The organism is Prochlorococcus sp. MIT 0916, from assembly GCF_047305155.1.
Taxonomy (GTDB): Bacteria; Cyanobacteriota; Cyanobacteriia; order PCC-6307; family Cyanobiaceae; genus Prochlorococcus_B.
Map to the genome: position 1 here is coordinate 226,252 of NZ_CP138980.1, position 24,930 is coordinate 251,181.

Consider the following 24,930-nt stretch of genomic DNA (forward strand, 5'->3'; position numbering starts at 1 on the left):
AAATAAAGCTCTAGTAAAAATCAAGAAGCGAGCATAACCTGAATACATGGCAGACTTAGTTATTCTGGTTTTATTTCTCATATCAGGTGCAATCACCGGATGGATAGGAGTGAATTGGTTACCTGAGGAGACTTTAGATAATATTACTAATCTAAAAAATTTAAAAATTGCTCTATCAGGATTAACCGCTCTTGTTGGTCTTTTAATAGCCTTCCTTTTTCAGCAATTCAGAAATAAATTAACCAAAAGAGTAAGAACTATGCCAACAGATTTACTAGTAAGTAGATCCGTTGGCATAGTTCTTGGACTTTTAATAGCAACCCTTTTATTAGTACCTGTTCTTCTTTTACCATTACCCGCTGAATTATTTTTTGTAAAGCCTATTTTTGCTGTTCTTAGTAACATTTTTTTTGGAGTACTTGGATATAACCTTGCCGATGTTCATGGTCGAACCGTTTTACGTCTTTTCAATCCCAATAGCACTGAATCTTTGTTGGTGGCAGATGGGATCCTAACTCCAGCCAGTGCGAAAGTGTTAGATACCAGCGTAATAATTGATGGCCGCATTCAAGCTCTACTTAAATTTGGACTAATAGAAGGGCAAATAATCGTAGCCCAATCAGTTATGGATGAGCTACAAAAACTAGCTGACTCAAGTAACAATGAAAAACGAGGGAAAGGGAGGAGAGGACTAAAATTGCTTAACCAATTAAGAGAAAGTTATGGAAGAAGATTAGTTATCAATAGTACAAAATATGAAGGAGAAGGGACTGATGAAATCCTTTTAAAATTAACCTCAGATATTTCAGGAATATTAATCACTGTCGATTACAACTTATCTCAGGTAGCTTTAGTACAAGAAATAAAAGTTCTTAACTTAAGTGATCTAGTACTAGCGGTGAGGCCTGAAGTTCAACCTGGTGAGAAGTTAAATTTAAAAGTAGTTAGAGAAGGTAAGGAAAACTCACAAGGTATTGCCTATCTTGAAGATGGCACAATGGTAGTTATTGAGGAGGGTTTCCAATGGATCGGTAAAAGAATAGAAGTAGTTGTGACTGGAGCATTACAAACACCGACGGGCCGAATGGTTTTTAGTAAAGCTTCAAATGATCAGCCCCCGAACAAATTTGAAAAAACAAAAGCATCTCAAGGCTAGATCTAGCTAGGCTCGAATCCAAGAAGACTTAACTTCATATGACTGCATCTTCCCCGTATTATGGCGATTCTGCCGTAATGAGAACTCCACCCCCTGATTTACCATCACTTCTTCTGAAAGAGAGGATAGTTTATCTAGGCTTACCACTATTTTCCGATGATGATGCCAAAAGACAACTCGGAATGAATGTAACCGAACTAATTATTGCCCAACTTCTTTTTCTGGAATTTGATAACTCTGAGAAACCTATTTATTTTTACATTAACTCAACTGGAACAAGCTGGTACACAGGAGATGCAATCGGATTTGAAACTGAAGCCTTTGCAATCTGCGACACTCTCAGATACGTGAAACCTCCAGTGCATACTATTTGCATAGGCCAAGCCATGGGAACTGCAGCAGTAATCCTCTCGGCCGGGACGAAAGGGCAACGCGCAGCATTACCTCATGCATCAATTGTCCTTCATCAACCTAGGAGTGGGGCGCAAGGCCAAGCAACTGATATTCAAATCAGAGCTAATGAAGTTATTCACAACAAGAGAGCAATGCTAGAAATCCTTAGTCATAACACTGGGAGATCAATAGATCAATTATCCAAAGACTCTGATCGAATGGGTTATCTTAATCCTCATGAAGCAGTTGATTATGGGATTATAGATCGCGTTCTTACTAGTAGAAAAGATTTACCAGGCGAGAAAGTTTTGCCTACATAAGCAAATAATTTTTCCGATTTTTTTTTAATCATTATTACCCACAACTACTAAACATTAAATTAGCCATGCCTATAGGTACCCCAAGCGTTCCATACCGTCTTCCTGGAAGCCAATTTGAAAGATGGGTTGATATATATACAAGACTTGGTGCGGAGAGAATCTTATTTCTTGGTCAAGAAGTAAACGACGGCATTGCCAACAGCCTCGTAGCACAAATGCTTTATCTTGATTCTGAAGATAGTAATAAGCCTATCTATTTATATATCAATAGTCCTGGAGGCTCTGTAACCGCAGGTTTAGCCATCTATGACACTATGAAATATGTAAAAAGTGATCTTGTAACTATTTGTGTTGGGTTGGCGGCTTCAATGGGTGCTTTTTTACTCTCTGCAGGAACAAAAGGCAAGAGACTTGCGCTACCCCATAGCAGAATCATGATTCACCAGCCACTTGGAGGGACTGCTCAAAGACAAGCGAGTGACATTGAGATTGAAGCACGTGAAATTCTTAGAATAAAAGAAATGCTCAATAAATCCATGGCTGAGATGACAGGACAAACATATGAAAAGATAGAAAAAGATACTGATCGTGATTACTTTTTGAGTGCTGAAGAAGCAAAAAATTATGGCCTAATCGACCGAGTGATAACCCATCCAAGTGAAAGTTAAGATGGAGAGCTAATTGTTTTTATTAATTTAATTGTCTTGATTGTCAAAAAAATTTATCAATGAAAGTAGTTTCAACAGCACTCTATTTCGTAAGCTCAGCCTTAATACAGTTCTGAAATACCCACTCACATGGCAAAACTTTTTTACGACTCCGATGCAGACCTAGGTCTTCTTCAAGATAAAACCGTTGCAATTATTGGCTATGGATCTCAAGGCCACGCGCATGCGTTGAATTTAAAAGATAGTGGGGTCAAAGTTGTCGTTGGGCTTTATGAAGGAAGTCGCTCAGCCAATAAAGCAACTTCTGATGGATTGGAAGTTTTAAGTGTCGCGGAGGCTTCTGCGCGGGCAGATTGGATCATGATACTTTTGCCTGATGAGTTTCAAAAAGATGTTTACTCCAAAGAGATCGCTCCTCATTTAAAACCTGGAAAAATAATAAGTTTTGCTCATGGTTTCAATATTCGCTTTGAATTAATAAAACCACCTGAATTTGTCGATGTAGTAATGATTGCCCCGAAAGGACCAGGTCACACTGTCAGATGGGAATATCAAAATGGTCAAGGGGTTCCAGCTTTATTTGCCATTGAGCAAGATGCCACAGGAAATGCAAGAGCACTTGCAATGGCATATGCAAAAGGTATTGGCGGAACACGCGCTGGGATCTTGGAAACCAACTTTAAAGAAGAAACCGAAACTGATCTTTTTGGGGAGCAAGCAGTTTTGTGTGGGGGCCTATCAGAGTTAGTCAAAGCTGGTTTTGAAACACTTGTTGAAGCAGGGTATCAACCTGAATTGGCCTACTTCGAATGCTTGCATGAAGTCAAACTAATAGTAGACCTCATGGTTAAAGGAGGTCTAACTGCAATGAGGGATTCGATTTCCAATACAGCTGAATATGGAGATTACGTAAGCGGTCCAAGGTTAATAACCAAAGATACAAAAGAAGAAATGAAAAATATTCTTGCCGATATTCAAGATGGTACTTTTGCCAAAAACTTTGTAAAAGAATGTGATGCAGGAAAACCTGAAATGAAGAGAATTCGACAAAAAGACGCAGAACTTCCAATAGAAAAAGTAGGCCAAACACTTCGCTCGATGTTTAGTTGGCTTAAATCGGAATAAAGATCATTCACTTAATCTTACTTGCCGTTTTTATTGACCTTTTAATAGGCGATCCAAAAATCTTGCCACACCCAGTACAATTTATGGGTGCAGTTATTAGTTTTTTAAAAGGATTAACTGAGGGGATAACGAAAGAAAATAAATCAAAGTTATATATTGGAGGCTTAATAATTACATTTATAGTCTTATCATTAAGCGGTATATCTGGATGGATTATAGAAAGATTTTTTTTATTTTTTGAAATAAAAAATCCTATTTCAAGCACATTATTTTTTGCTTTTATCTTAAGTAGCTCGCTTGCGTCAAGGAGTCTAAGTAAAAGTATTTTAGAAATTCTACATTTAGTAAGCAAAGAAAATCAGAAAGATAATCTAATCACCTCAAGACAAAAATTAAGTCTTATAGTTGGTAGAGATGTTGAGAATTTAGATAAGAGTGAAATTCTTAGAGCTTTAGCTGAGACAGCAAGTGAAAACTCTGTGGATGGAATTTTTGCTCCATTATTTTGGATGTTTTTAGGAACTATCTTCTGGGAATTCAATCAATCCATGCCAGGACCATTAGCATTGGCATGGATCTTTAAAGCATCTAGCACTATTGATTCAATGCTTGGATACAAAGAGGGAAAATTAAAGTGGCTTGGTTTTACTGGTGCAAAGCTGGATGATCTAATGGTCTGGATTCCTTCTAGAATTGTATTAATCACTCTTCCTTTTTGTTGTAAAACAAAGCAGTCAATTTTCAAAATAATAAGGCATTCCTGGAAGGATGGAATTATTGATTCTTCCCCAAACTCAGGTATTTCTGAAGCGATATTTGCATATTGTGCCGAAGTAAGAATGGGAGGAGTAAACTATTACAAAGGAGTAAAAAAGATAAAGCCTATAATTGCAAAGTCTCATCCCATAGCAAGTATAAAATCTGTAAAAAAGATACTTAATCTAAGTCTTAGACTTAAACTCGCTTGGCTATTATGTTTTTCCATAATAATAAAATTTTTGAATTTGTAAATTCAATAAGCACCTCTATCCATTGGAAAGATTAATACTCCTAATGTAAGAATAATGATTTCCAAATCAAGTATAAAATTTCTATTTCTTGCATAAGCTAAATCTAATTCAACCCTTTTTTTATAACTAAGGTTGTTTCTACCACTAACCTGCCATAATCCGGTTAGTCCCGGTCTCACAGATATGACTTCTTCCATAAAAAGACCGTATTTGTTTATTTCATTACTAACAATTGGTCTTGGACCAACAACACTCATTTCTCCTTTTAAAACATTAAAGAATTGAGGTAATTCATCTAAACTTGATCGTCTAAGGAATCTACCTAATTTAGTTATTCTAGGATCTTTACGTAATTTAAAATCTTTTTCAAATTCCTTTCTCATAAGAGGATATTTCTCTAATAAATTTGGTAGTAAATCATCAGCATTTTTATACATAGTACGAAACTTAATACATCCAAATTCTCTATAGTTTCTTCCTATTCTTTTTTGAATATAAAAAATAGATCCTGGAGAACTTAGCTTTACAAATATTCCAATTAAAATAAATACTGGTGAACCTAGAGTTAAAACTATTAAAGAAAAAATAACGTCTCCTATCCTTTTCAATGTGCGTCCATATCGACTTTGATTTCTTATTATTTCTACAGCAAGCAAAGAAGAAGGTTCTTTTGAGATGACTTCAAAAGGGATTCTTGGAGAGCCTTTACGAAACTCAGACCATCGTAATAAAGATTTTCTTGGATTAGTTTGCACAAATTATTGAGTTAGTAATCTCAATAGTTCAAATTTACACACTACTTAACTAGGAATTTCTTGATGAAGAACTAAGGTCACTAGTAGCAATGTCACAAGAATTGACATGATTCCTCCAAACCCTATTTATGGTTTCCTCAAATCTATTTTTAAATGAATCTTGAGAAAAAGAAATACTCCAATCTCTAATTAACTCAGGATTTAAATCTCTCCATAGTTGTTTTTCCTTAAAAAATTCAATTGCTTCAACTAAAGATTTCACCGTCTGAGTAGGAAACAGAAGTCCAGTTGCTCCTTTACCTGCATTAGAGTTAAAGCATTTAACAGTATCTAAAACCCCTCCCTTACCAAAAGCAATCACAGGGGCTCCTGAAGCCATCGCCTCCACAGGAGCTATTCCAAAATCCTCAATACCTGAATAAACAAAGGCTCTACATCTGCTCATCAGATTTTCAATTTTTTCTTTGCTTTGAAAACCAAGAATTTGCACTGTTGGGCCTGCAAGCTTTTCTAAAAAGCCTTTTTCGACTCCATCGCCAACAACTATTAAAGGCAATTTGAGCCTATTAAAAGCCCTAACAAGTAAATCAACCCTCTTATTAGGAACCAATCGACAGACACTTAAATAAAAATCTTCTCTAGGCTTATTCCATTCAAAACGATTTACATTTACGGGGGGATGAAGAACTTCCGAGGGCCTCCTCCAATACTTCCAAATCCTCTTTGCAGTAAAATTTGAATTTGCCAGTAAATAATCTACTCTTGAGCTACTTAATTGATCCCATTGTCTTAGAGTATGCAATTGCCATCTAATCAAAGGTCCTAAACCAATTCTTCTTAAAAAAGATCTTTTCAAATATATATTCATTTGATCCCAAGCGTACCTAACAGGTGTATGCACATAACTAATATGAAGTTGATCAGGCGAAGTCAAAATGCCCTTAGCCACAAGATGACTACTGCTTATAACCAATGGATAGCCCTCTAAATCAAGCTGCTCAATTGCAAAAGGCAAAAGGGGTAAATATTGTTGAACATGTGAGATCCCAAATGGTAATTTTTGAATAAAGCTAGTTTTTACTTTTCGTTTAAACAACCAGCTATTTTTATTCAAGTTCTCTTCATTAACCAAAGAAAAAAGTTCTGGCTGCGATGAAATTTCAGTTAACAAATCATCAATCACCTGAACAACATTCTCAGCACCACCAGTTGATCTTGGAGTAAACCATTCATGTACTAATGCAATATTGCTTGGAAGATCTAAAGATGAATTTACACCCAAAGTAAAAACGTTAAATCCTAAAATTATTTTTAGTTTATTACAACTTAGATATTATGACAAGATAAATTCAAATTAGCAATTATGTAGACATAGATTATTTTTCACTAAGCGTATTAGCTTATCAAATAATTCCACTAAAAATAATTACTCATTTTATCTATAGATGAAATTAATGGATCATAGAAGTTGTGAAATAAGGTTCCACTAAAAGAGAATAAATAAAACAAACCAGTCAATAATCCTAGAAAAATAAAGTATCTAACATAGCCATTTCTTCTTTTTAGTTTTGCAACTGAAAAAGACATAATCAATAAGAAAATCAAACCTATTGATTCGGCAAAAAGTAAAGATGCTCTATCAACAACCAACTCGAGTTCGGTCCCAAAAAGAAGGTCATTGCCTACTATATTTTTTTTGAATAAAACAAAGTTGATTATTTCAGAGAAGGTAAGACTTAGAATAATAAAATATGATACTGGCTTTGTGAGCCTATTAATTGTTTTATTAAAACTCAATAAGAGCATTGCCATAAAGATAGATGCAATGATTGGAAGCCCAGGAATTAGCCAAGTAAAATTTAATAGCATAGTTTTCAAAGAAGCTTAATTCCACCAAAAACTTTAAGTTCATTTAATCGTTCTGGGGCACAAAGCATAAATAATCGAACCGAATCTAAAACAATAAGAATCGGATTAATACTAATCATTTCGTAAAAACATATAATATTTTTCTAGCAAGGAAATGAACTAAAAACAAGCTATCAATTCATAGTCAAACAAAACTTAATAAGGAATAATATCAAAGCTTTTTCACTTTCAAATAACTTTTTTCTTTTTAGATTTTTTAGATATATAAATCATAAAAATTCATAATATAACTGAATTATATATAATTTATTTGAATTATTAGATCTGATTCTTTAGAATGATTATCTTTTGAATTAAGGTTTTATACTAACTATCAGGAGGATTTACTCACTCTGGAAGAATGACTAAATCTAGGAAAAAACATATCTCTAAACAAAAATGACTTATAATTTTAATGTATAATTATTATTTTCAAATCAAAATGTCTGAAAATGATTTAGAGATCAATAATCAAGCTATCAATTCCGAGCTAAATGATGTAAACACAATTAAACCCAAAAATGATCCAGAACTAATTGATCAAAGCCAAGATCTAAATTCATATCCAAAATGGATAAATAATAAAGGTGAGGAGGTAAAAGAAGTTTTTGGTTTTAATGAAAATGCTGAACTTGTTAATGCCAGATTAGCTATGATTGGCTTTTTAATGCTAATACTAACTGAATTAGCTTTTTCTGGCGAACCAGCAACACTGAAAATTTTTGGAATTAGCTAGATAACAACGATTTATATTATATTTATTCCATTAACTTCCTGATCTTTTTAAAAGCTATGAATAAAAAAACATTAGTAGGTGTTTCATACGTATCTGCTTGGATAATTATTTGGGGAACTGTTGGATCACTTATCGATTTTTATTTCCTTCAAAGTACATATCTACCGGGCTCATTAGGGCAATTTTTAACATTTATAATTACAGCTATTATCTCTTCATTGATTGCTATATATATGTTTTCAACAATAAATAATAAATTTATAAGTTAATAACGATAACGTTCAACAACTTTAGAAGGCTTTTCATCAATTCCCTTCTGATAAAGTAGCCATTGATTAGTTTCAAGATCATGATCACAAGCCAAACCTTCTAGTTCAACAGATTTCAATCGTAATTCATAATGGCATTGCTGATCAGCTTCAAAAGCAGATTTATAGCCAGTAAAATAATATAAATATACAAAAATAATTGCAATTAAAGATATAAATGCAATACTTATTTTCATCATAGTCAAAGTATTATTATGAATATATTAGCTTTGATTTTAGATAAAAAAAGTATTTATAATTTTTTTTCTTTTTCTGTTTTTAAAGGAATTTCACATTCAGTTAAATCTTGATCATTTAAACGATCTAAGATACGAACCATATCAAGTGCTGATAGCTCTCCATTAGTTCCCCATTTCAGAGTTGTCTTTCGCTGTTGAGGAATTTTTTTCAACTTTTGCTCTTGACTACTTTTTTCTCCCATTACGACTAACCTGCCTCTAGAAAAACATTAAAATATAGAGCTACCATATCGGAACTCAATAAAAAATTCTTAGTCAAACTTTACTTTTTTTCTTAATAGTCATATTTCCCTATTTTTAGCAATATATTCAAAGCATTTATAATAATTTAGTTATGAAGTTTATAAAATAACTAACTTCGGCCAAAATTGTAAACAAAATCTTGAAATGAAGGATTATAAAAGTAAACAAGCACACTAATAACTAATAAGACATTCAAACCAATTACTATTGAACCTATAATAACTCTTTGACGCTTCCCAGGGACTTTATATTTCATCCCAGCTGGAAGGTTAACTAATACATCTGGATCATTAGAACTTGATTTCCTAAATTTATTTCCTTTGACCTTATTGGTCTTAATTGCCTTATCGTTAGTTTTTTTGGAATTAGAAGCTTTTGGTCCCATTTTCTTAGTTAGAAGAATTTCTTTATCTTTATAGTTCTAAGCTTACTTAGATAAATCGAATAAAAGCCTCTTTTGTTCTAGTTTTTCACATTAGTTTGTTGGCAAAGTCAAAAATCAAGAATAATTTGAAAAATTTATAGATTATATTTAGCAATATTTCTTGATAGCTTGAATAATACTTTTAGCCTCACTTCTTTTTAAGTTGGAATTAGAAGCCATTATTAAATTTGCCTCTAAGCCTAGTAATCTTGTTTGACATGAAAATCTCCTATTTTTTGCAGCATTTATTTGATATTTATTTATTTTAAATAATGATTCATTACAAGATTTTATATCTTTATAGCAACTCCTTACGAGCATATCAATTAGCAGATAACTTCTAAGTTCATTTGCTATCAATGGATTTAAAGGAATAGACATATATATAAAAAAAACAGATGCGAATTTAATTTTTTTCCATGGATAATTAATCAAAACAAAATCTCCTTTAAAATAGTTTGATATTTCTTTAAAAATGGCTAAAAATTCTTGAGTACCAAAAAGAAAGATTATTTTTTATATTTATAAATAATAGAATTTACAAAAAAAGGACTCATTTTTAAAGAGTCCCTCATCAAAAAGAAAAAGTTAAGTGAGAAAAGCTAGCTTTTTAGAGAGTCACCCTTGAACACGGTCCTTAAACAACTTCCCAGCAGTAAAGGCAGGTACTCGCTTAGCAGGTATTGCTATCTTTTCTCCAGTTTTAGGGTTTAACCCCTGACGAGCAGAGCGATCGCGGGGTTCAAAAGAACCAAACCCGAGAATGGAGACTTTCTTACCCTCCACTACAGAATCAATAATTGTATCTATGGCGGCATCAACTACCAGAGAGACGTCTGTTTTAGTTAGCTCTGTACGAGCTGCAACCAGGTTGACTAAATCTGCTTTGTTCATTGGAAAGATTGTATGTAGCAGGGAGTAAGAGGAGGAAAACCAATAAGGAATTAGTTTTCAAAAAACTCAATCTTGCTAATCGTATGGACCAAATCACTTGGCTGCAACCCAAAGGGCTTGTGGTAGAAAGCTTTATAAAAAATATATGTGCATTTTCTCTTGATTCAATAATCTCTCAAAGATTTGTACTAGATAGCTTAAAAAAAATGTCAGGTTTCTATCTTTGCCAAGAAGCCAGTCAGGCCAGAGCTTTTGAAAAGATAAATTTTCACGTTTCTTACCAAGAACAGCTTTGAAGTTTAAATTTAGTAATTTTTACTATAAAAAATCAGACATTTAATTAAATTCTCATTAATTTCAAAGGTCTGCAGAACAGCACATTTATTGGTATTACAAAATAATAACCACACTAAAAAATGGAGCACTAAATTAAAAATCAGATTTTTTCTAGTTCATGAACATCAATTTTGAAGCGGTAATCCCTAAAAAAGCGCTAAGAATCTTGTTTGACCATGTTTTCCAAAACCTACAAAAAATTTGAATTTCAATTCGAATAGAATGCGTTTGAGTCTCAATCAAAACCTTAATTGCAAAAAAAACGAAGTGCTAGCGAAAAAAGATTTAGTATTCATTTGAAGAAAAGCACTACTTGCTTACTAAAAATATCTTTTAAAATTTAATTTAATTGTTTATAACTTGTTAAAACAAACTAACCCACTAACTTATAGGGAAAGTTACTTGATTATTTTTTTGAAGGACAAACACAATTGGGAAAAGTAAAAGTTGGTTCAGCATGGCCTTTGGGTAGCTCAGTCACTCCAAATGGGGTTAATTTCTCTATCGCCGCGCCACATGCAACAAATGTAGAGTTACTAATCTTCCAAAATGAAGACGACGACTATGCAAAAGAAACAATATCCTTAAATCAGCAAAATAGGTCTGGAGATTATTGGCACGTTGAAATAGATGGACTAGTTGAAGGCACTTTATATGGATTTAAAATATCAGTTGACGAGGACAAAGCTTCAAATGAACATTTTGTTTTAGATCCATGCGCAAGAGCAATTACTGGGTGGAGGCATTACGTAAGGAATCACGAAGAAAAAGTAAATAAAGGTTATAGTCATTGCTTAAAGGGAGTAGTAACTCAAAGAAACTATTTTGATTTCAAATCTCATCCAAGACCTAAACATTCATGGAATAAAACAATTATTTATGAATTACATGTTGGTGGATTCACTAAAAATTCTGATTCAAGTATTAGCGACAGTAAAAAAGGAACTTTTATTGGATTAATTGACAAGATACCTTACCTTAAAAGTCTTGGTATTACATCAATTGAATTGCTTCCCGTATTCGCTTTTGATGCTTTTGATGCCCCTAACGGTCTAGTTAATTATTGGGGTTATAGCCCTATTAATTGGTTCACGCCGCATCAAGGTTTTGTAGATAGCTTTAATCCATTAGATGCAAGGAAACAATTCAAGCAGTTTGTAGAAGTATGCCATGACAATGGGCTAGAAGTATTAATCGATGTTGTTTACAATCACACAACCGAAGGTAATAAAAATGGTCCAAGTATAAGTTGGAAAAATTTTGGTCCTAACACTTACTACCATCAAGACGAGAATGAAAATTATCTAGACGTAAGTGGATGTGGAAATAGTATTGCAGCTAATCGTCCTTTAGTTAGAAAACTAATATTAGAATCGTTGCGTTGTTGGGCAACTGAGTTAGGTGTTGACGGCTTTCGTTTTGACTTAGGTATTGCTTTAAGTAGAGGTGAAGATTTGTTACCTTTAGACGAACCTCCACTATTCGAAGAAATCGAAACAGATCCTAAACTTAGTGATGTGAAATTAATCAGTGAGCCCTGGGATTGTGGTGGTCTCTATAAACTAGGAGATTTCCCTGCAAAAAAATTCAGAACATGGAATGGTCATTTTAGAGATGATATTAGACGTTTTTGGAAGGGAGATAAAAGCACAATATGGCCACTTAAAGATAGATTAACTGGTAATAAATTGCTATACAATGACAATAAGTTAGCAAATCTATTTAGTATTAATTTTATAACTTCTCATGATGGATTTACATTAAAAGATCTAGTAAGTTTTAACAAAAAGCATAATCTTGCAAATGGTGAACACAATCGAGATGGGGAGAACAATAATAATAGTTATAATTATGGAGTTGAAGGACCAACTACCAATAAAGAAATAAATAATTTACGAAAAAGACAACAAAGAAATCTTCTTTCAACACTCCTTTTATCTCCTGGGATACCAATGCTTTTAATGGGAGATGAAGTAGGTAGAAGCCAAGGAGGTAATAACAATTCATGGTGTCAAGACAACCCAATAGGTTGGATGGATTGGAATCATAAAAATTGGGATAATGAGTTAAAAGAATTTGTTTTAAAGCTCATATCTCTTAGAAAACAACTACCTGAGTTTTTTAGTCCAGATATTATTTATGATTGTCAAAAAGCGAATACCAAGGACAAAAAATCTCATTTTTGGATTCAGTGGCATGGCATTAAAGTTAATCAACCTGACTGGGGTGACTGGTCACATACTCTTGGATTTAGCATTAACAAAAACGATGCAGGCTCAGCAATCTGGCTTGGTTTTAATGCTTATAAAGAATCAATGCTTTTTGACTTGCCAACCCCAATATCTCCATGGAAAAAATATATTGATACATCTTTTTTGAAAACTAAAAATGTCTCTAAAAAACCTTTAGCAAATCAATCAAATGTTCGAATTGAAAGTAACAGTCTTGTGCTTATGGTCGCCAACGAATACTCAAAAAAAATTAAACTATGAGAATTAAAATCAAGCGGGCGGCGGGAATCGAACCCGCATCATCAGCTTGGAAGGCTGAGGTTTTACCACTAAACTACGCCCGCGCTAGAACTAAAGATTTACACCCTGCTGGAGTAAAAGTTAATTCAGCTTCCACCATTATTACCTTGCGAGTCCCATTATCCAAAAATAATTGAATAATTCCACATCGCTTTACGAAGGAAATAATCGCACAAGACTAATGTTCTCTTATGCAATGGGTGATGCTGGAACAGGATTAGCCGCAATTCAGTTAGGTACTTATCTATTTTTATTTTTCACTTGTGCTGCAGGAATTCCTGCATTTATTGCGGGGTCGCTGCTTATGGTTTCAAAACTTTGGGATGCAATAAATGATCCACTAATTGGATGGATGAGCGATCACACCAGGTCAAAATGGGGACCAAGGCTTCCATGGATGGTTGGAGGTGCCGTACCCCTTGGGTTATTCCTTGCCGCTATGTGGTGGGTTCCTCCAGGAGGAATAGATACAAAAACGATTTATTACGTATTAACCGCCATTTTCTTAATGACAGCCTATACAGCCGTAAATCTACCTTTTGCTGCATTATCTACCGAGCTAACGGAAAATATAGCTATCAGAACAAGACTAAATGCCGCAAGATTTACTGGGTCTATTTTGGCAGGCACCACTGGTTTAATAGTAGCAGCAGGCTTCTTATCACAAGGAGTGGAAGGTTATACTTCAATGGGAAGAGTAACAGGAATAATTGCTACTTTTACAACTTTAATTGCTTGTTGGGGACTGGCCCCATTTGCTAAAAAAGCTAGAAAACCAACTTCTCAATCTGAACCTTTTAAGCAGCAGCTAAAAAGAGTTTTAAATAATAAACTTTTCACACGGATTATTGCTCTTTATTTGCTACTTTGGTGCGGACTACAATTAATGCAAACTGTTTCATTAATCTATCTTGAGCAAGTAATGCTTGTTCCAATAGAAATCTCAAAGTGGATCCCTATACCATTTCAAATTAGTACTCTAATAGGTCTACAGTTTTGGAGCTTTTACTCTAATAAATACGGAAGAATATCAGCACTATTCAAAGGGGGGAAAATATGGATATTAGCTTGCCTTTTAGTTATGTTTATGCCCCCAATAACAAAAGGAGTAAGCATCAATGATTTATTATTATTTAATAATAGTGAAGGAATAAAGATGCTAATTCTCTTATTAATAATTGTTTTAGTAGGATTTGGAGCTTCAACAGCTTATCTTATTCCATGGTCTCTACTTCCTGATGCTATTGATCAAGATCCAGAAAAGCCTTCAGGAATATATACAGCTTGGATGGTGTTTATTCAGAAAATTGGTATAGGTTTAAGTGTTCAATTTTTGGGAGTTCTTTTATCTTTATCAGGATATAAATCATCAACTAATTGCTTATCAAGTTTTGAAGATTTAAATCAACCTCTATCAGCAATTATTACTATTAGATTATGCATGGGGTTAATACCCTCTTTTTTAGTAATTTTTGGATTAATAACTATGAAACCCTGGAAATGTTTAGATTTCAAATATAAAAGGATAAGTCAATGAGCTATTCACCTCGTTGGTTAAGAAGGTTCTTAAGCAGCTTATTAATTGGAGGTCAAGCAATAACATCAATAGCTAAAAGGAGAATCAACAAATCAGATTTAATAGATCAATTGATGGAAGCGGGACCAGGTAGCTTCCTTATCGTTCTAATAACAGGCATTGCCGCAGGGACAGTTTTTAATATCCAAGTCGCCGCAGAATTAAGTAAACAAGGTTTAGGTTCTGCCGTGGGTGGCCTTTTAGCAATTGGTATGGCTAGAGAAATAGCTCCTTTACTTACCGCAACTCTCCTGACTGGAAAAGTTGCAACTGCCTATGCGGCTCAAATAGGGACAATGAAAGTTACTGAACAAATTGATGCTATTACAATGCTACAAACAGATCCAGTTGAATATCTAGTGGTCCCAAGGCTCTGCGCAATGGTTGTAATGGCACCAATACAATGCCTACTATTTTTTTCGATAGCTTTATTTAGCGGTCAAATTAGCAGCACCATTCTCTATCAAATTCCTCCAAGCATTTTTTGGAATTCAGTAAGAGAATGGCTAATAACATCAGATCTGCCATTTATGCTTGTAAAAGCATTGGTATTTGGTCTCTTAATCGCAATCATTGCTTGTGGATGGGGGTTGACTACCAAAGGCGGACCAAAAGAAGTAGGTTCAAGTACTACTGGAGCAGTAGTAATGACTCTAATAACCGTTTCTTTAGTAGATGTTTTTCTCACCCAAGTCCTTTTTGGCTAAAAACTATGACTTCAGACAATCCTTGTGATAAAGATACTGTGATTTTATCGCCATCTTATCGTTTACCTATCATCATAATATGTGTAGGCTTATTATTTTTAATAACACCATTTCGTCCCTGGCCGACGATTGTAATTAGCAGTTTTGGTTTTTTCCTATTGCTTCAATCTTTTACCTTAAAATTGAAATTTACTAAGGACGATTTAATTGTGATGCAACTAGGGAATGAATTAAGAAGATTTCCTTTTCAAAATTGGATAGCTTGGAAAATTATATTACCTAAATTGCCAGGTTTTCTTTACTTTCGAGAAGAAGCAAGCCCTCATCTATTACCCATACTTTTTGAGGTCAACTCATTAAAAGAGCAGCTAAGATTAAGAGTAAAGGATTTAGAAATACAAAAAGAAGTAGACTCATCAAAAGCTAAAACTTAATTGAAGTTTTTGAAATATGGAATCCGAAGAAAAGCTTTCTAGAGAAAAGCAAAATTCAGAACAGAATATTTCAGTGAATACTTCATCTTCATTGAAAAAAACATCCCAAAAGCCGCTTGAAAATCAAACTGAATCACAAAGTGTTATTGATACTGAAGACAATAAAAACTTCTCGAACACAAAGTCACAGTCTTTAATTGACCTCGCTCTTAAAGATCTTCAACTTTCACGTGAGAAATTAGAGAAAGAATTAGAAGAACTTTCTAGAAGGAAAGTACAAATTGATACTGAACTTAAAAGCTCGTTTTCAGGTCAATCTGATGCAATCGCTAGAAAAGTTAAAGGTTTTCAGGAATATTTAACGGGAGCCTTACAAGACTTAGCTCAATCAGCCGAGCAACTAGATCTTGTTGTACCACCAGTAATAGTTAAACCATCACCACTTGATGAAAACAAAAAAATTACCCCTTCTAAAGAGCAAGAAGTAATCCCTGCTGTTTCTGATACTTTCAAACCTGACGAGGGTTTAATCAGAAGATGCTTTAGTCAATTTCTAGAACAACCCGATTTCTATGCAGAGCCCTGGAAACTTAGAAGAAGTCTAGAAACTAATGATGTTGAACTGCTTGAAGATTGGTTTTTCAGTATGGGGGGAAGAGGCGCTCAACCAAGCAGAGGAAGCAGATCAAAGAATGCTTTAGTTGCAGCAGGGGTTATTGCCATTTTAGGCGAGTTATACGGCGAACAATTTCAGACTTTAGTTTTAGCTAGTCAACCAGAGCGACTCGGAGAATGGAGAAGATGTCTTCAGGATTCATTAGGACTTAACCGTGAGGATTTTGGGCCAAATAGCGGGATAGTCCTTTTCGAGCGATCCGATGGACTAATTGAAAGAGCAGATCGACTTGAAGAAAGAGGCGAATTGCCTTTTATAATTATTGATGCTGCTGAAATTAATGTAGAAATCCCAATTCTTCAATTTCCTATTTGGCTAGCTTTTGCAGGAAGTCCCAATGAAATTTATGAAGAGGATGGATTAATATAAAAATTCCTATTGAAATTATTTTGAATCTATTAATTCTATTTTTAGGTTATTTATTTGGATCTTTTCCTAGTGGTTATCTAGCTGGAAGAATGGCTAAAGGAATTGATATTCGTTCATTAGGTTCTGGGTCAACAGGAGCAACAAATGTATTAAGACATATTGGAAAGCGCGCAGCAATTGCAGTCTTTCTACTAGATGTTTTCAAAGGAGTTCTATCTATTTTATTAGCAAAATATTTCCTACTAAATGATTCATGGCAAGTTGCTATAGGTCTATCAACTTTAATTGGTCACATTTGGCCTGTCTGGCTTAAATGGAAAGGTGGTAAAGCTGTAGCAACAGGATTAGGAATCTTTCTTGGCCTTTCATGGCAAGTTGGTCTTGCCACGCTAGGCGTTTTCATCGTAATGATTACATTATTTAGAATAGTATCACTTAGCAGTGTTAGTGCAGCATTAGCTCTACCCTTAATAATGTTTTTAAGCTTTAAACCTTCAAATATTTCTTTGCCATTTTTAGTTATTTCACTTTTAGCTATGATTTTAGTACTTTGGAGACATAGAGAGAATATAGTTAGACTAATTAAAGGTAAAGAGCCAAGAATTGGAAAGCCCTAAGAAATTAAATAGCAATTTTATCGCAAAAACTTTTGAACATAATAGAAGGATCATTAGATTGGGTAATTGCTCTACCGATAACTAACTTTGATGCCCCCATCTTAAGAGCTTCAGATGCATCAGAAACCCTTGATTGATCATTAACATCTGACCCTAAGGACCGTATTCCAGGAGTTATTAACTTAAAAGTCTCAGGATAAACTTTACGAAGAGAATTAACCTCTCTAGGGCTACAGACACATCCTCCTAAACCAGACTTCGATGCAATCTCTGCCAAGTGCTCAACACGTTGATCTATTGATTGATTAATCAATAGATCACAAGCTAAACTTTCGCGATTCCAACTAGTTAAAATTGTAATTCCCAAGAGTTTTGGTGGCTTAAAATTAACTTTAGCGGCTCCTTCACGTGCTGCATCATTTGCCATTTTAAGAGCCTTTGTGCCTGCGCAAGTGTGCACAGAAATAAATTCAGCACCTGTTTGAGATGCTGCGAAGCATGCTCTAGCAACTGTAGTAGGAATATCATGAAATTTAAGATCTAAAAATATTTTTTTTCCCTTATCTCTTAGCATTGACAATACATCTGGTCCTTCATTAACAAACAACTCCAGTCCAACTTTAACCCAAATAATTTCAGGTGTTTTTTCCAATAAATTGAAAACATTATTCTTATCCATACCATCTAAGGCAATGATTATTTTTTCACTTGGATTATCAATATTTTTCATAACAATCTATCAATTTGAAACACGAATAAATTTTTTCTTTCCTACTTGCAGTATTTTACCTATGAGATCATCTGGAGTATCAAACTCTAAATTAGGATCTAAAATTTTATCCCCATCAATTCTTACTCCTCCTCCAAGAATTTGCCTTCTTGCTTCACTGCTACTTGAACACATTTCCATCTTACTTAATAAGTAAAATGCTTTAGCTGGAAAATTTACATTCGAAATTGAGGCTTCTGGCATTTCTTCAAGAGAATCCTGAGCCCCTGACACTAATTTTTCAGAATTAAATTGAGCTTTTTTTGCTGCCTCAATTCCTTTAAAATTAGATGTTATTTTTAAAGCCATAAATTTCTGGACCTCTCTTGGATTTGAACTTAAAGTTTTTAAGTTTTCATTAGTTAGCAAATTTAAATAACTAAAAACCAAATCATCTGGAACCTTTTCTAATTTAGAATACATAGATAAGGAATCTTCATTTATTCCTACAATGTTGTCTAAGCTTTTACTCATTTTTTGTTTCCCATCTAAACCAACTAAAATAGGCAATAGCATCCCAAATTGAGGTTGCTGTCCAAAAGCTCTTTGAAGATCACGTCCCATAGCAATATTAAATTTTTGATCTGTACCACCAAGTTCTAAATCAGAATTTATTGCAACTGAATCATATCCTTGAAGAAGTGGATAGAGAAATTCATGAAGAGATATAGGAGTGCCAGATTTATAGCGATTACTAAAATCTTCCTTAGCCAACATTTGACCAACTGTTGAATTTGACAAAAGTTCTATAACTTTAGACAAATCAAGATTTTCAAGCCACTCGCTATTTCTTCTAATCTCTAAGCGACCAGGAGTTGAGAAATCAAGTAATGAATTTTCAGGTTCTCTACCTAAGCCTAATTGTTCAAGATAATTCAATGCATTTGATTCAACCTCATCTTTTGAAAGCTGAATTCTAGTTTTACTCTTTCCAGTTGGGTCTCCAATTCTTGCTGTAAAATCACCAATTATAAGTACTGCCGTGTGACCAAAATCTTGGAACGCTCTTAATTTTCTAAAAAGAATACTATGACCTATATGAATATCAGTTCCTGTTGGATCAATTCCAAGTTTTACACGTAAAGGCTTTTTTTCTATAGATGAAAGTTCTAATCTTTTTAGAAAGCTTTGATCTGAATCTCCAGAAAAATCACAAGGGAAAAGATCATCTAAACCTCTAGATATCCAATTAGGTAATTCATTGAATTTATCTAACATAGTCTAAATATTAAAAAGGTTAATAATCATTTATCCAATTGTGATTTCATTCTCACCAAGGTTTTATTCATCTGATCAAACATTTGATCAGGAGTAATACCAAATTGACTCAACTGAGTCTTTAACTGTTCTACTGTCATTTTTGCCTGAAAATCTTCAGAGAGCTCAAATCGTTTCATAAAAACCTTATACCTCTCCATTAAATTCTCCATAGTATCAATAAACATTACTTTTCCTTCTCTATCAAATTTTCCATAGTCAGAGCCTAATTGCATCAGATTCTGATAATCAGTGAAGAGCTTTTTTGCCTCTTCCTGAACAATTTCGGACTCAAAAAAACTCATATCCTTGATCCAAGTTGATAGTTCAATTGCTCAGTTTTGAGTTTAATGACTAACATTAATTGTATCATTAAAATCTCCTTTGATCTTAGACCATTTCCACTCAAGAACATTTGTTTAGGGAGTGTAAATAGCCACACCTCCAAAAAAATATAATTATTACTCAAGTTACATAAAAACTAATTAATGGAGAAAAACTCTTTTTATCTGATCTTGACAAGCTAAACTCAAAGTGTTCTCAATCAAGAGAATATAAAATCAAGGTCATATCATGATGAAAATATTAATTAAACATTATCTTTTATTTTGACCTTTTTAAAATGATAGAATTCGAACGGCAATATGATTTATTTAACAATAAAGATATAAATTTCATAGAAAAAGATCCTCTTCAAGATATATTTATTTGCAAAAAAATAATTAAGGAATGGCAAGCAAAAATCGTCAATCATCAATCTCAATTTTTTAAATACGGCTATAAAGATATAAATCAATACTCACTATTTGAATCTAGTGCCGAAAAGTTAAAAGAATCATTTAACCCACTTGAGCTTACTCCTGTACCTTTAAGTTTTTGGAGGTGGCCACAAGCAATACATGAGGGACCTGCGGTTTATTTTGTAATGGATAAAATAATTGATTCTGATGAAAATATAATTTTATATATTGGAGAAACAATTTCCGCAGAAAAGAGATGGAAAGGGTCACATGACTGTAAAAGTTATCTTTCAAGGTATTCCGATTCTCTACAACAAGCAAATGTGTCAACCAAGTTAAACATACGTTTTTGGCTTGATGTTCCAATTAAAACCACGGAAAGAAGAAAATTAGAACAAAAGCTTATCCAAGCTTGGCTTCCACCATTTAACAAAGAGACAAGAGAAATATGGGCAACGCCATTTACTTCTCAAATCAATTAGTAAAAAATTGATACCATAAAAAGAAGTATAAAAATTAAATGCAAATTTCAGCAGTCTCCAAAGAAATTAAGGAATGGTCAGGATCAGCACTTATTGCTGGGGTTTTGGAAGGAGAAATCGAAAGCCAAATAAATTTATTTAAGACAATAATAAAAGATACTTTTTTGAGCAAAAGGTTTAATGATTCAAAGTTCGAAGGCAAAAAAAGTCAGAAATTATCAATTGAACTCATAGAAGGCAAAATAAAAAAAGTAATCTTTGTAGGCTTAGGCAATGCAGAAAATCTTCGAATCAATGATCTCAGGAAAGCAGCGGTAATTGGTACCCGTCAAGTTTCAAGTTATGAAAATAAGTTGGGAATATTTTTTCCTTGGGATGCCTTTGACCCTTCCTTAGCAGCATGCGCAGTTGGCGAAGCAATTCGATTGTCATCTATTAAAGATCTTAGATTCAAATCAGAATCAAAAGAACCTACTCCAATAAATGAAGTTGAATTAATAGGCTTGGACACCAAAAGCACTAAATCAGCCATTGCTGAAATAAATCCAATTTGCGAAGGTGTAAAACTTGCAAGAGAACTTGTTTCAGCACCACCCAATTTTCTTACCCCATATCAAATGGCTAAAGAAGCTGAAAAATTAGCCAATGATTATGATTTAGATTTGAAGATTCTTGACAAAAAAGAATGTGAAGATCAAGGAATGGGAGCTTACTTAGCAGTTGCTAAAGGTTCAGACCTAGAGCCTAATTTCATACACCTAAAATATTCCCCAAAAAATGCAAAAAACAAAGTCGTATTAATTGGTAAAGGCTTAACTTTTGACTCTGGTGGATACAACCTAAAAGTAGGTGCTTCTCAAATTGAAAAAATGAAGTACGACATGGGAGGGAGTGCTTCTGTTCTGGGAGCAGCAAGAGTCATCGCAGAACTAAAACCAAACGATACCGAGGTTCATTTCATTGTTGCTGCTTGCGAAAATATGATTAATGGTTCTGCATTGCATCCTGGAGATATCATCAAAGCTTCGAATGGCAAAACCATTGAAGTAAACAATACGGATGCAGAGGGAAGATTAACTTTAGCTGATGCTTTAGTTTATGCATGCAAATTGGAGCCAGACGCTATTGTAGATCTCGCTACTCTTACTGGAGCTTGCGTCATTGCATTAGGAGACGAAATAGCAGGATTATGGACTGACAATGATCAGCTTTCTGAACAATTAACTAAAGCTGCTGGTAAAGCTGGAGAGGGGATTTGGAGGATGCCTATGCAAGATTCATATAAATCTGGCATTAAATCATCAATTGCTGATTTGCAAAACACAGGGCCTAGGCCAGGGAGTTCAATTACTGCTGCCTTGTTTCTAAAAGAATTTGTGAACTCAAGCATTCCATGGGCTCACATTGACATAGCAGGTACATGTTGGACTGAAAAAGATAGAGGTATAACTCCAAAAGGTGCCACTGGTTATGGTGTTAGAACGTTAGTTAATTGGATAAAAGAATTGAGTCTCAGCAACAATTAAGCAATTCACCAGTAATATAAACATCTAAAAAAAATATATATACGTTAGATTTTTAATTAAACAAATTGATTACTATTTATATTCGCCCCAGACCTTTTTTAGTCTATTATCTCTCCCACAAGTTGTTCTATAAAAGTTATATTTAATAGGATTTCTTACTGCAAAATCTTGATGATATTTCTCTGCCAACCAAAAGGCTTTTGAATCAAGAATATCAACATTTAATTGGTCCAAGGGTATATTTAATTCAACAGAAATATTTTTCTTACTCTCTTTTGCATCACGATCTTGTTCTTTATTAGATGTAAAAATAACAGGCTTATATGAATCACCTCTATCACAAAATTGTCCATTATTATCAAAGGGATCAATGTTAATCCAATACTGCCTAAGTAAATCTTTATAGCTAATGATATCAGAATCAAAAACAACCTTCACAACTTCTTGATGGCCACTATGATTTTCATAAGTGGGATTAGTCAGACTTCCGCCGGAGTAACCACTTTCTGCAGAAACTACTCCATCAAGTTTCTCTAGATCATGCTCTAGGCACCAAAAGCAACCTCCTGCAAAAAGAGCTTCTTGTGATTCGGCAAATACTTGCAACGGGCAAAGTATTAATAATTGCAAGACCATACAAATTACTATTAACCTTCTAAAGATTTTTGCCATAGGAATCACCGTAGTAATAAGTCCAGAATATCCTTTGATGCTCTATCTGTAACTCCAGGTTTTCCTAATTTATCTTTCAATCTTTTATAACCAATCATTATATCTTCTTTTGTAGAACTATCTTCAAGGATTTTTAAAGCTGCATTATAGATTTTTTCAGATTTAAAATCCTCTTGTATAAACTCTGGTATTAACATTTTATTTAAAAGAAGGTTAACTGGTGAAATGTATTTAACGTTAAATCGCAATAAATATCTTGCAAAAAAAGCAGTAACTCTGCTTACTTTATATCCAACTATTTGTGGAACTGAATTTATAGCTAATTCCATATTTATTGTTCCAGATTTAGCAAAGGCCAAATGAGCAGCCGAAAATAAAAATGGCTTTAGACCATCAACTTCATCCGACAAAATAATTCTTCCAGATACACCATATTCATTTAAAGAGTTATTTAAAATTTCATCAAATTCTTTTAAACCAGATGGTATTAGGACAGTAATTGAAGGATCCTTTCGTTGCAGTAGCTTAGCCGCTTTAAGTAATGTAGGTAAAATATATTTAAGCTCTTGTTTACGAGAAGCAGGAATGATAAGAAGTAGTTTCTTGTCAAAGCTTAATCCTATTTTCCTAAATGATTCTTCTCTCGTAGGAATATTTCTATAGAAATCCAACATTGGATGACCTACAAATTTTACATTTCCTCCTTTATTTGAATAAAAATTAGCTTCCTCTTCGAAGATAGCTAATATTTTATCTGTAAAACCAATCAAATCGGTTGTACCCGAATCACCTAATCTCCATGCCCATTCCTGAGGCGCAATATAATAAACTATTGGAATATTAGGTAATTTTTTTTTTACTTTTAACCCTAGTCGAATATTTGGCCCCATATAGTCAATTAAAACAACTGCATCAGGAGGGGAAGAAAATAAGTACTTTTCAATTTTTGATTGTGCATTTAAAGTTGGCAAAACGTAAGGAATGGCTTCTAAAAAACCAATTGCACCTATTGAAGAAGTATTAGATATTAATTGAGCCCCTGCTTCTCTCATTCTTTCACCACCTAAAGCAATTATATCTAATTCAATGTTTCTTTTTTCTGCATTAGTCTTTAAAGCCTTTATTAATAAACTTCCCTGCAAGTCTCCAGAGACTTCGCCAGTGCTGATTAACAACTTCATTTTTTATTTAGTTGGCATTATAGAAGGCATCGGGCCTCTTCTACCTTTACCAATAGAGAGTTCTATAAATCCACATAATCTTGCAGAAGATTGGAATAAATTCTCTTGTCTTGCAATTTTTAAACCATCAGAAATTACATATTCAGATTTAAATAATAAGTTCCAAATTCTTTTTAATTGTAGATATTCTTCTTTATTCTCTTTAGCTATACTTTTCCTTTTAATTCCAACTTTATTTAGTCCCCTCATTCTTCCAGGATGGCCTTCTGCTAAACAATATGGAGGGACATCTCTATCAACTCTGGTCATACCTCCAACCATAGCTAAATAACCAATATGAACAAATTGATGTATCCCCAAGCAACCTCCAATAACAGCTCGATCTTCAACATGAACGTGACCTGCAATTTGTACGCTATTAGCTATGACTACATTGTTTCCAATTTCACAATTATGTCCTAAATGTGAATATGCCATTAACAAATTTTGATTCCCAACCTTCGTTTTTTCTCCTTCAAAGGTAGCTCTATTAATGGTTACACATTCTCTAAAAGTATTATTATCTCCAATTAAAACATCGGTAGAATCTCCTGTATATTTCAAATCTTGGGGTTCTAATCCAATACACGCTCCTGGAAAAATCTTATTATTTGATCCTATTTTCACTTTCCCATCAATAATTACATTTGGTCCTATCCAAGTGTTTGGGCCAACAATTACATTTGGACCAATTACAGCTCCTGGACCTACATATACACCTTGCCCAAGTTGAGCCTTCGAAGATACATCTGCAAAATCATGAATACTAACTTTGCTATCTCCGATTAGGTTATCGGAATATTTAAGTTCACTCATCA

At 33.8% G+C, this 24,930-nt stretch carries 29 protein-coding genes and 1 tRNA gene; 15 read left to right on the plus strand and 15 right to left on the minus strand.

What is annotated here, in order from left to right; translation table 11 throughout:
- Positions 1 to 46 precede the first annotated feature (46 nt).
- The 5 genes from SIB53_RS01185 (at position 47) to cbiB (ending at position 4,672) form a co-directional block, all read left to right on the plus strand.
- On the plus strand, positions 47 to 1,156 hold the full coding sequence (locus tag SIB53_RS01185) for a PIN/TRAM domain-containing protein (protein ID WP_413678416.1): 1,110 nt from the start codon (positions 47 to 49) through the stop codon (positions 1,154 to 1,156).
- A 38-nt stretch (positions 1,157 to 1,194) separates the two neighbouring features.
- Complete coding sequence (locus tag SIB53_RS01190; protein ID WP_413678417.1) at positions 1,195 to 1,869, plus strand: ATP-dependent Clp protease proteolytic subunit; 675 nt, start codon at positions 1,195 to 1,197, stop codon at positions 1,867 to 1,869.
- Positions 1,870 to 1,934: 65 nt separating this feature from the next.
- Complete coding sequence (locus SIB53_RS01195; protein ID WP_413678418.1) at positions 1,935 to 2,537, plus strand: ATP-dependent Clp protease proteolytic subunit; 603 nt, start codon at positions 1,935 to 1,937, stop codon at positions 2,535 to 2,537.
- A 129-nt stretch (positions 2,538 to 2,666) separates the two neighbouring features.
- Positions 2,667 to 3,662, plus strand: a complete 996-nt coding sequence (gene ilvC, locus SIB53_RS01200) for a ketol-acid reductoisomerase (protein ID WP_413678419.1) — start codon at positions 2,667 to 2,669, stop codon at positions 3,660 to 3,662.
- A gap of 62 nt (positions 3,663 to 3,724) precedes the next feature.
- A complete protein-coding gene (gene cbiB, locus SIB53_RS01205; RefSeq protein WP_413678420.1) occupies positions 3,725 to 4,672 on the plus strand; it encodes an adenosylcobinamide-phosphate synthase CbiB in 948 nt (315 codons plus the stop codon).
- 2 nt (positions 4,673 to 4,674) lie between these two features.
- On the opposite strand, the gene SIB53_RS01210 is transcribed toward cbiB, so the two are convergent.
- The 3 genes from SIB53_RS01210 to SIB53_RS01220 all read right to left on the minus strand — a co-directional run bounded on the left by SIB53_RS01210 (position 4,675) and on the right by SIB53_RS01220 (position 7,296).
- On the minus strand, positions 4,675 to 5,427 hold the full coding sequence (locus tag SIB53_RS01210; protein WP_413678421.1) for a sugar transferase: 753 nt from the start codon (positions 5,425 to 5,427) through the stop codon (positions 4,675 to 4,677).
- Positions 5,428 to 5,476: 49 nt separating this feature from the next.
- Complete coding sequence (locus SIB53_RS01215; RefSeq protein ID WP_413678422.1) at positions 5,477 to 6,709, minus strand: glycosyltransferase; 1,233 nt, start codon at positions 6,707 to 6,709, stop codon at positions 5,477 to 5,479.
- Positions 6,710 to 6,843: 134 nt separating this feature from the next.
- Complete coding sequence (locus SIB53_RS01220) at positions 6,844 to 7,296, minus strand: NAD(P)H-quinone oxidoreductase NdhF (RefSeq protein WP_413678423.1); 453 nt, start codon at positions 7,294 to 7,296, stop codon at positions 6,844 to 6,846.
- Between the two features lie 481 nt (positions 7,297 to 7,777).
- Here SIB53_RS01220 and SIB53_RS01225 point away from each other — a divergent pair, with 481 nt between their 5' ends.
- Positions 7,778 to 8,071: a chlorophyll a/b-binding protein gene (locus SIB53_RS01225; RefSeq protein WP_413678424.1), complete on the plus strand. Its 294-nt coding sequence runs from the start codon at positions 7,778 to 7,780 to the stop codon at positions 8,069 to 8,071.
- Between the two features lie 56 nt (positions 8,072 to 8,127).
- Positions 8,128 to 8,340 carry a hypothetical protein gene (locus SIB53_RS01230; RefSeq protein ID WP_413678425.1) on the plus strand — a complete coding sequence of 71 codons (213 nt, stop codon included), beginning with the start codon at positions 8,128 to 8,130 and terminating at the stop codon, positions 8,338 to 8,340.
- On the opposite strand, the gene SIB53_RS01235 is transcribed toward SIB53_RS01230, so the two are convergent.
- The 5 genes from SIB53_RS01235 to SIB53_RS01255 form a co-directional block, all read right to left on the minus strand.
- Positions 8,337 to 8,579, minus strand: a complete 243-nt coding sequence (locus SIB53_RS01235) for a hypothetical protein (protein WP_413678426.1) — start codon at positions 8,577 to 8,579, stop codon at positions 8,337 to 8,339. The two genes, SIB53_RS01230 and SIB53_RS01235, sit on opposite strands and share 4 nt — an antisense overlap.
- 53 nt (positions 8,580 to 8,632) lie before the next feature.
- Complete coding sequence (locus SIB53_RS01240) at positions 8,633 to 8,821, minus strand: hypothetical protein (protein WP_413678427.1); 189 nt, start codon at positions 8,819 to 8,821, stop codon at positions 8,633 to 8,635.
- 170 nt (positions 8,822 to 8,991) lie between these two features.
- Positions 8,992 to 9,267 (minus strand): hypothetical protein, encoded by a 276-nt coding sequence (locus tag SIB53_RS01245; RefSeq protein ID WP_413678428.1) that lies wholly within the window; start codon positions 9,265 to 9,267, stop codon positions 8,992 to 8,994.
- Positions 9,268 to 9,414: 147 nt separating this feature from the next.
- Positions 9,415 to 9,741 carry a hypothetical protein gene (locus SIB53_RS01250; protein ID WP_413678429.1) on the minus strand — a complete coding sequence of 109 codons (327 nt, stop codon included), beginning with the start codon at positions 9,739 to 9,741 and terminating at the stop codon, positions 9,415 to 9,417.
- Between the two features lie 183 nt (positions 9,742 to 9,924).
- Positions 9,925 to 10,200, minus strand: coding sequence for an HU family DNA-binding protein (locus SIB53_RS01255; protein WP_011295240.1), 276 nt, complete (start codon positions 10,198 to 10,200; stop codon positions 9,925 to 9,927).
- Between the two features lie 767 nt (positions 10,201 to 10,967).
- Between SIB53_RS01255 and SIB53_RS01260 the strand changes: the two genes are divergently transcribed.
- Positions 10,968 to 13,028, plus strand: a complete 2,061-nt coding sequence (locus SIB53_RS01260; protein WP_413678430.1) for a glycogen debranching protein — start codon at positions 10,968 to 10,970, stop codon at positions 13,026 to 13,028.
- A gap of 12 nt (positions 13,029 to 13,040) precedes the next feature.
- Here the strand turns inward: SIB53_RS01260 and SIB53_RS01265 are convergent.
- Positions 13,041 to 13,111, minus strand: a tRNA-Gly gene (locus SIB53_RS01265).
- Between the two features lie 137 nt (positions 13,112 to 13,248).
- Between SIB53_RS01265 and SIB53_RS01270 the strand changes: the two genes are divergently transcribed.
- Genes SIB53_RS01270 through plsY form a run of 5 tightly spaced genes read left to right on the plus strand, consistent with a single transcriptional unit; the run spans position 13,249 to position 17,446 of the window.
- Complete coding sequence (locus SIB53_RS01270; protein WP_413679094.1) at positions 13,249 to 14,604, plus strand: MFS transporter; 1,356 nt, start codon at positions 13,249 to 13,251, stop codon at positions 14,602 to 14,604.
- Positions 14,601 to 15,350 (plus strand): MlaE family ABC transporter permease, encoded by a 750-nt coding sequence (locus tag SIB53_RS01275; RefSeq protein WP_413678431.1) that lies wholly within the window; start codon positions 14,601 to 14,603, stop codon positions 15,348 to 15,350. The genes SIB53_RS01270 and SIB53_RS01275 overlap by 4 nt, the downstream gene beginning before the upstream one ends.
- Positions 15,351 to 15,355: 5 nt before the next feature.
- Positions 15,356 to 15,784 carry a DUF3119 family protein gene (locus tag SIB53_RS01280; protein ID WP_413678432.1) on the plus strand — a complete coding sequence of 143 codons (429 nt, stop codon included), beginning with the start codon at positions 15,356 to 15,358 and terminating at the stop codon, positions 15,782 to 15,784.
- Positions 15,785 to 15,800: 16 nt separating this feature from the next.
- Positions 15,801 to 16,829 carry a DUF3086 domain-containing protein gene (locus tag SIB53_RS01285; protein WP_413678433.1) on the plus strand — a complete coding sequence of 343 codons (1,029 nt, stop codon included), beginning with the start codon at positions 15,801 to 15,803 and terminating at the stop codon, positions 16,827 to 16,829.
- Positions 16,830 to 16,849: 20 nt separating this feature from the next.
- Positions 16,850 to 17,446, plus strand: a complete 597-nt coding sequence (gene plsY / locus SIB53_RS01290) for a glycerol-3-phosphate 1-O-acyltransferase PlsY (RefSeq protein ID WP_413678434.1) — start codon at positions 16,850 to 16,852, stop codon at positions 17,444 to 17,446.
- A 4-nt stretch (positions 17,447 to 17,450) separates the two neighbouring features.
- Here plsY and pyrF read toward each other — a convergent pair whose 3' ends face one another.
- Genes pyrF through SIB53_RS01305 form a run of 3 tightly spaced genes read right to left on the minus strand, consistent with a single transcriptional unit; the run spans position 17,451 to position 19,777 of the window.
- The gene (gene pyrF, locus SIB53_RS01295; RefSeq protein WP_413678435.1) at positions 17,451 to 18,176 is read right to left on the minus strand and encodes an orotidine-5'-phosphate decarboxylase; all 726 of its coding nucleotides are present in this window, start codon (positions 18,174 to 18,176) and stop codon (positions 17,451 to 17,453) included.
- A gap of 9 nt (positions 18,177 to 18,185) precedes the next feature.
- Positions 18,186 to 19,433 carry a tyrosine--tRNA ligase gene (tyrS, locus tag SIB53_RS01300; protein ID WP_413678436.1) on the minus strand — a complete coding sequence of 416 codons (1,248 nt, stop codon included), beginning with the start codon at positions 19,431 to 19,433 and terminating at the stop codon, positions 18,186 to 18,188.
- Between the two features lie 26 nt (positions 19,434 to 19,459).
- Entirely contained in the window at positions 19,460 to 19,777 is a 318-nt protein-coding gene (locus SIB53_RS01305; RefSeq protein ID WP_413678437.1) for a DUF1825 family protein, read from the minus strand.
- Positions 19,778 to 20,094: 317 nt separating this feature from the next.
- On the opposite strand from SIB53_RS01305, the gene SIB53_RS01310 reads away from it, so the two are divergent.
- The gene (locus SIB53_RS01310; RefSeq protein ID WP_413678438.1) at positions 20,095 to 20,694 is read left to right on the plus strand and encodes a GIY-YIG nuclease family protein; all 600 of its coding nucleotides are present in this window, start codon (positions 20,095 to 20,097) and stop codon (positions 20,692 to 20,694) included.
- 38 nt (positions 20,695 to 20,732) lie between these two features.
- Positions 20,733 to 22,220, plus strand: coding sequence for a leucyl aminopeptidase (locus SIB53_RS01315; protein ID WP_413678439.1), 1,488 nt, complete (start codon positions 20,733 to 20,735; stop codon positions 22,218 to 22,220).
- Positions 22,221 to 22,292: 72 nt separating this feature from the next.
- Here the strand turns inward: SIB53_RS01315 and msrA are convergent, their stop codons facing one another.
- The 3 genes from msrA to lpxA are packed head-to-tail and all read right to left on the minus strand — an operon-like array spanning position 22,293 to position 24,928.
- Entirely contained in the window at positions 22,293 to 22,892 is a 600-nt protein-coding gene (gene msrA / locus SIB53_RS01320) for a peptide-methionine (S)-S-oxide reductase MsrA (protein ID WP_413678440.1), read from the minus strand.
- A gap of 5 nt (positions 22,893 to 22,897) precedes the next feature.
- Complete coding sequence (gene lpxB, locus SIB53_RS01325) at positions 22,898 to 24,073, minus strand: lipid-A-disaccharide synthase (protein ID WP_413678441.1); 1,176 nt, start codon at positions 24,071 to 24,073, stop codon at positions 22,898 to 22,900.
- Positions 24,074 to 24,076: 3 nt separating this feature from the next.
- Positions 24,077 to 24,928 carry an acyl-ACP--UDP-N-acetylglucosamine O-acyltransferase gene (gene lpxA / locus SIB53_RS01330; protein ID WP_413678442.1) on the minus strand — a complete coding sequence of 284 codons (852 nt, stop codon included), beginning with the start codon at positions 24,926 to 24,928 and terminating at the stop codon, positions 24,077 to 24,079.
- Positions 24,929 to 24,930 lie beyond the last annotated feature (2 nt).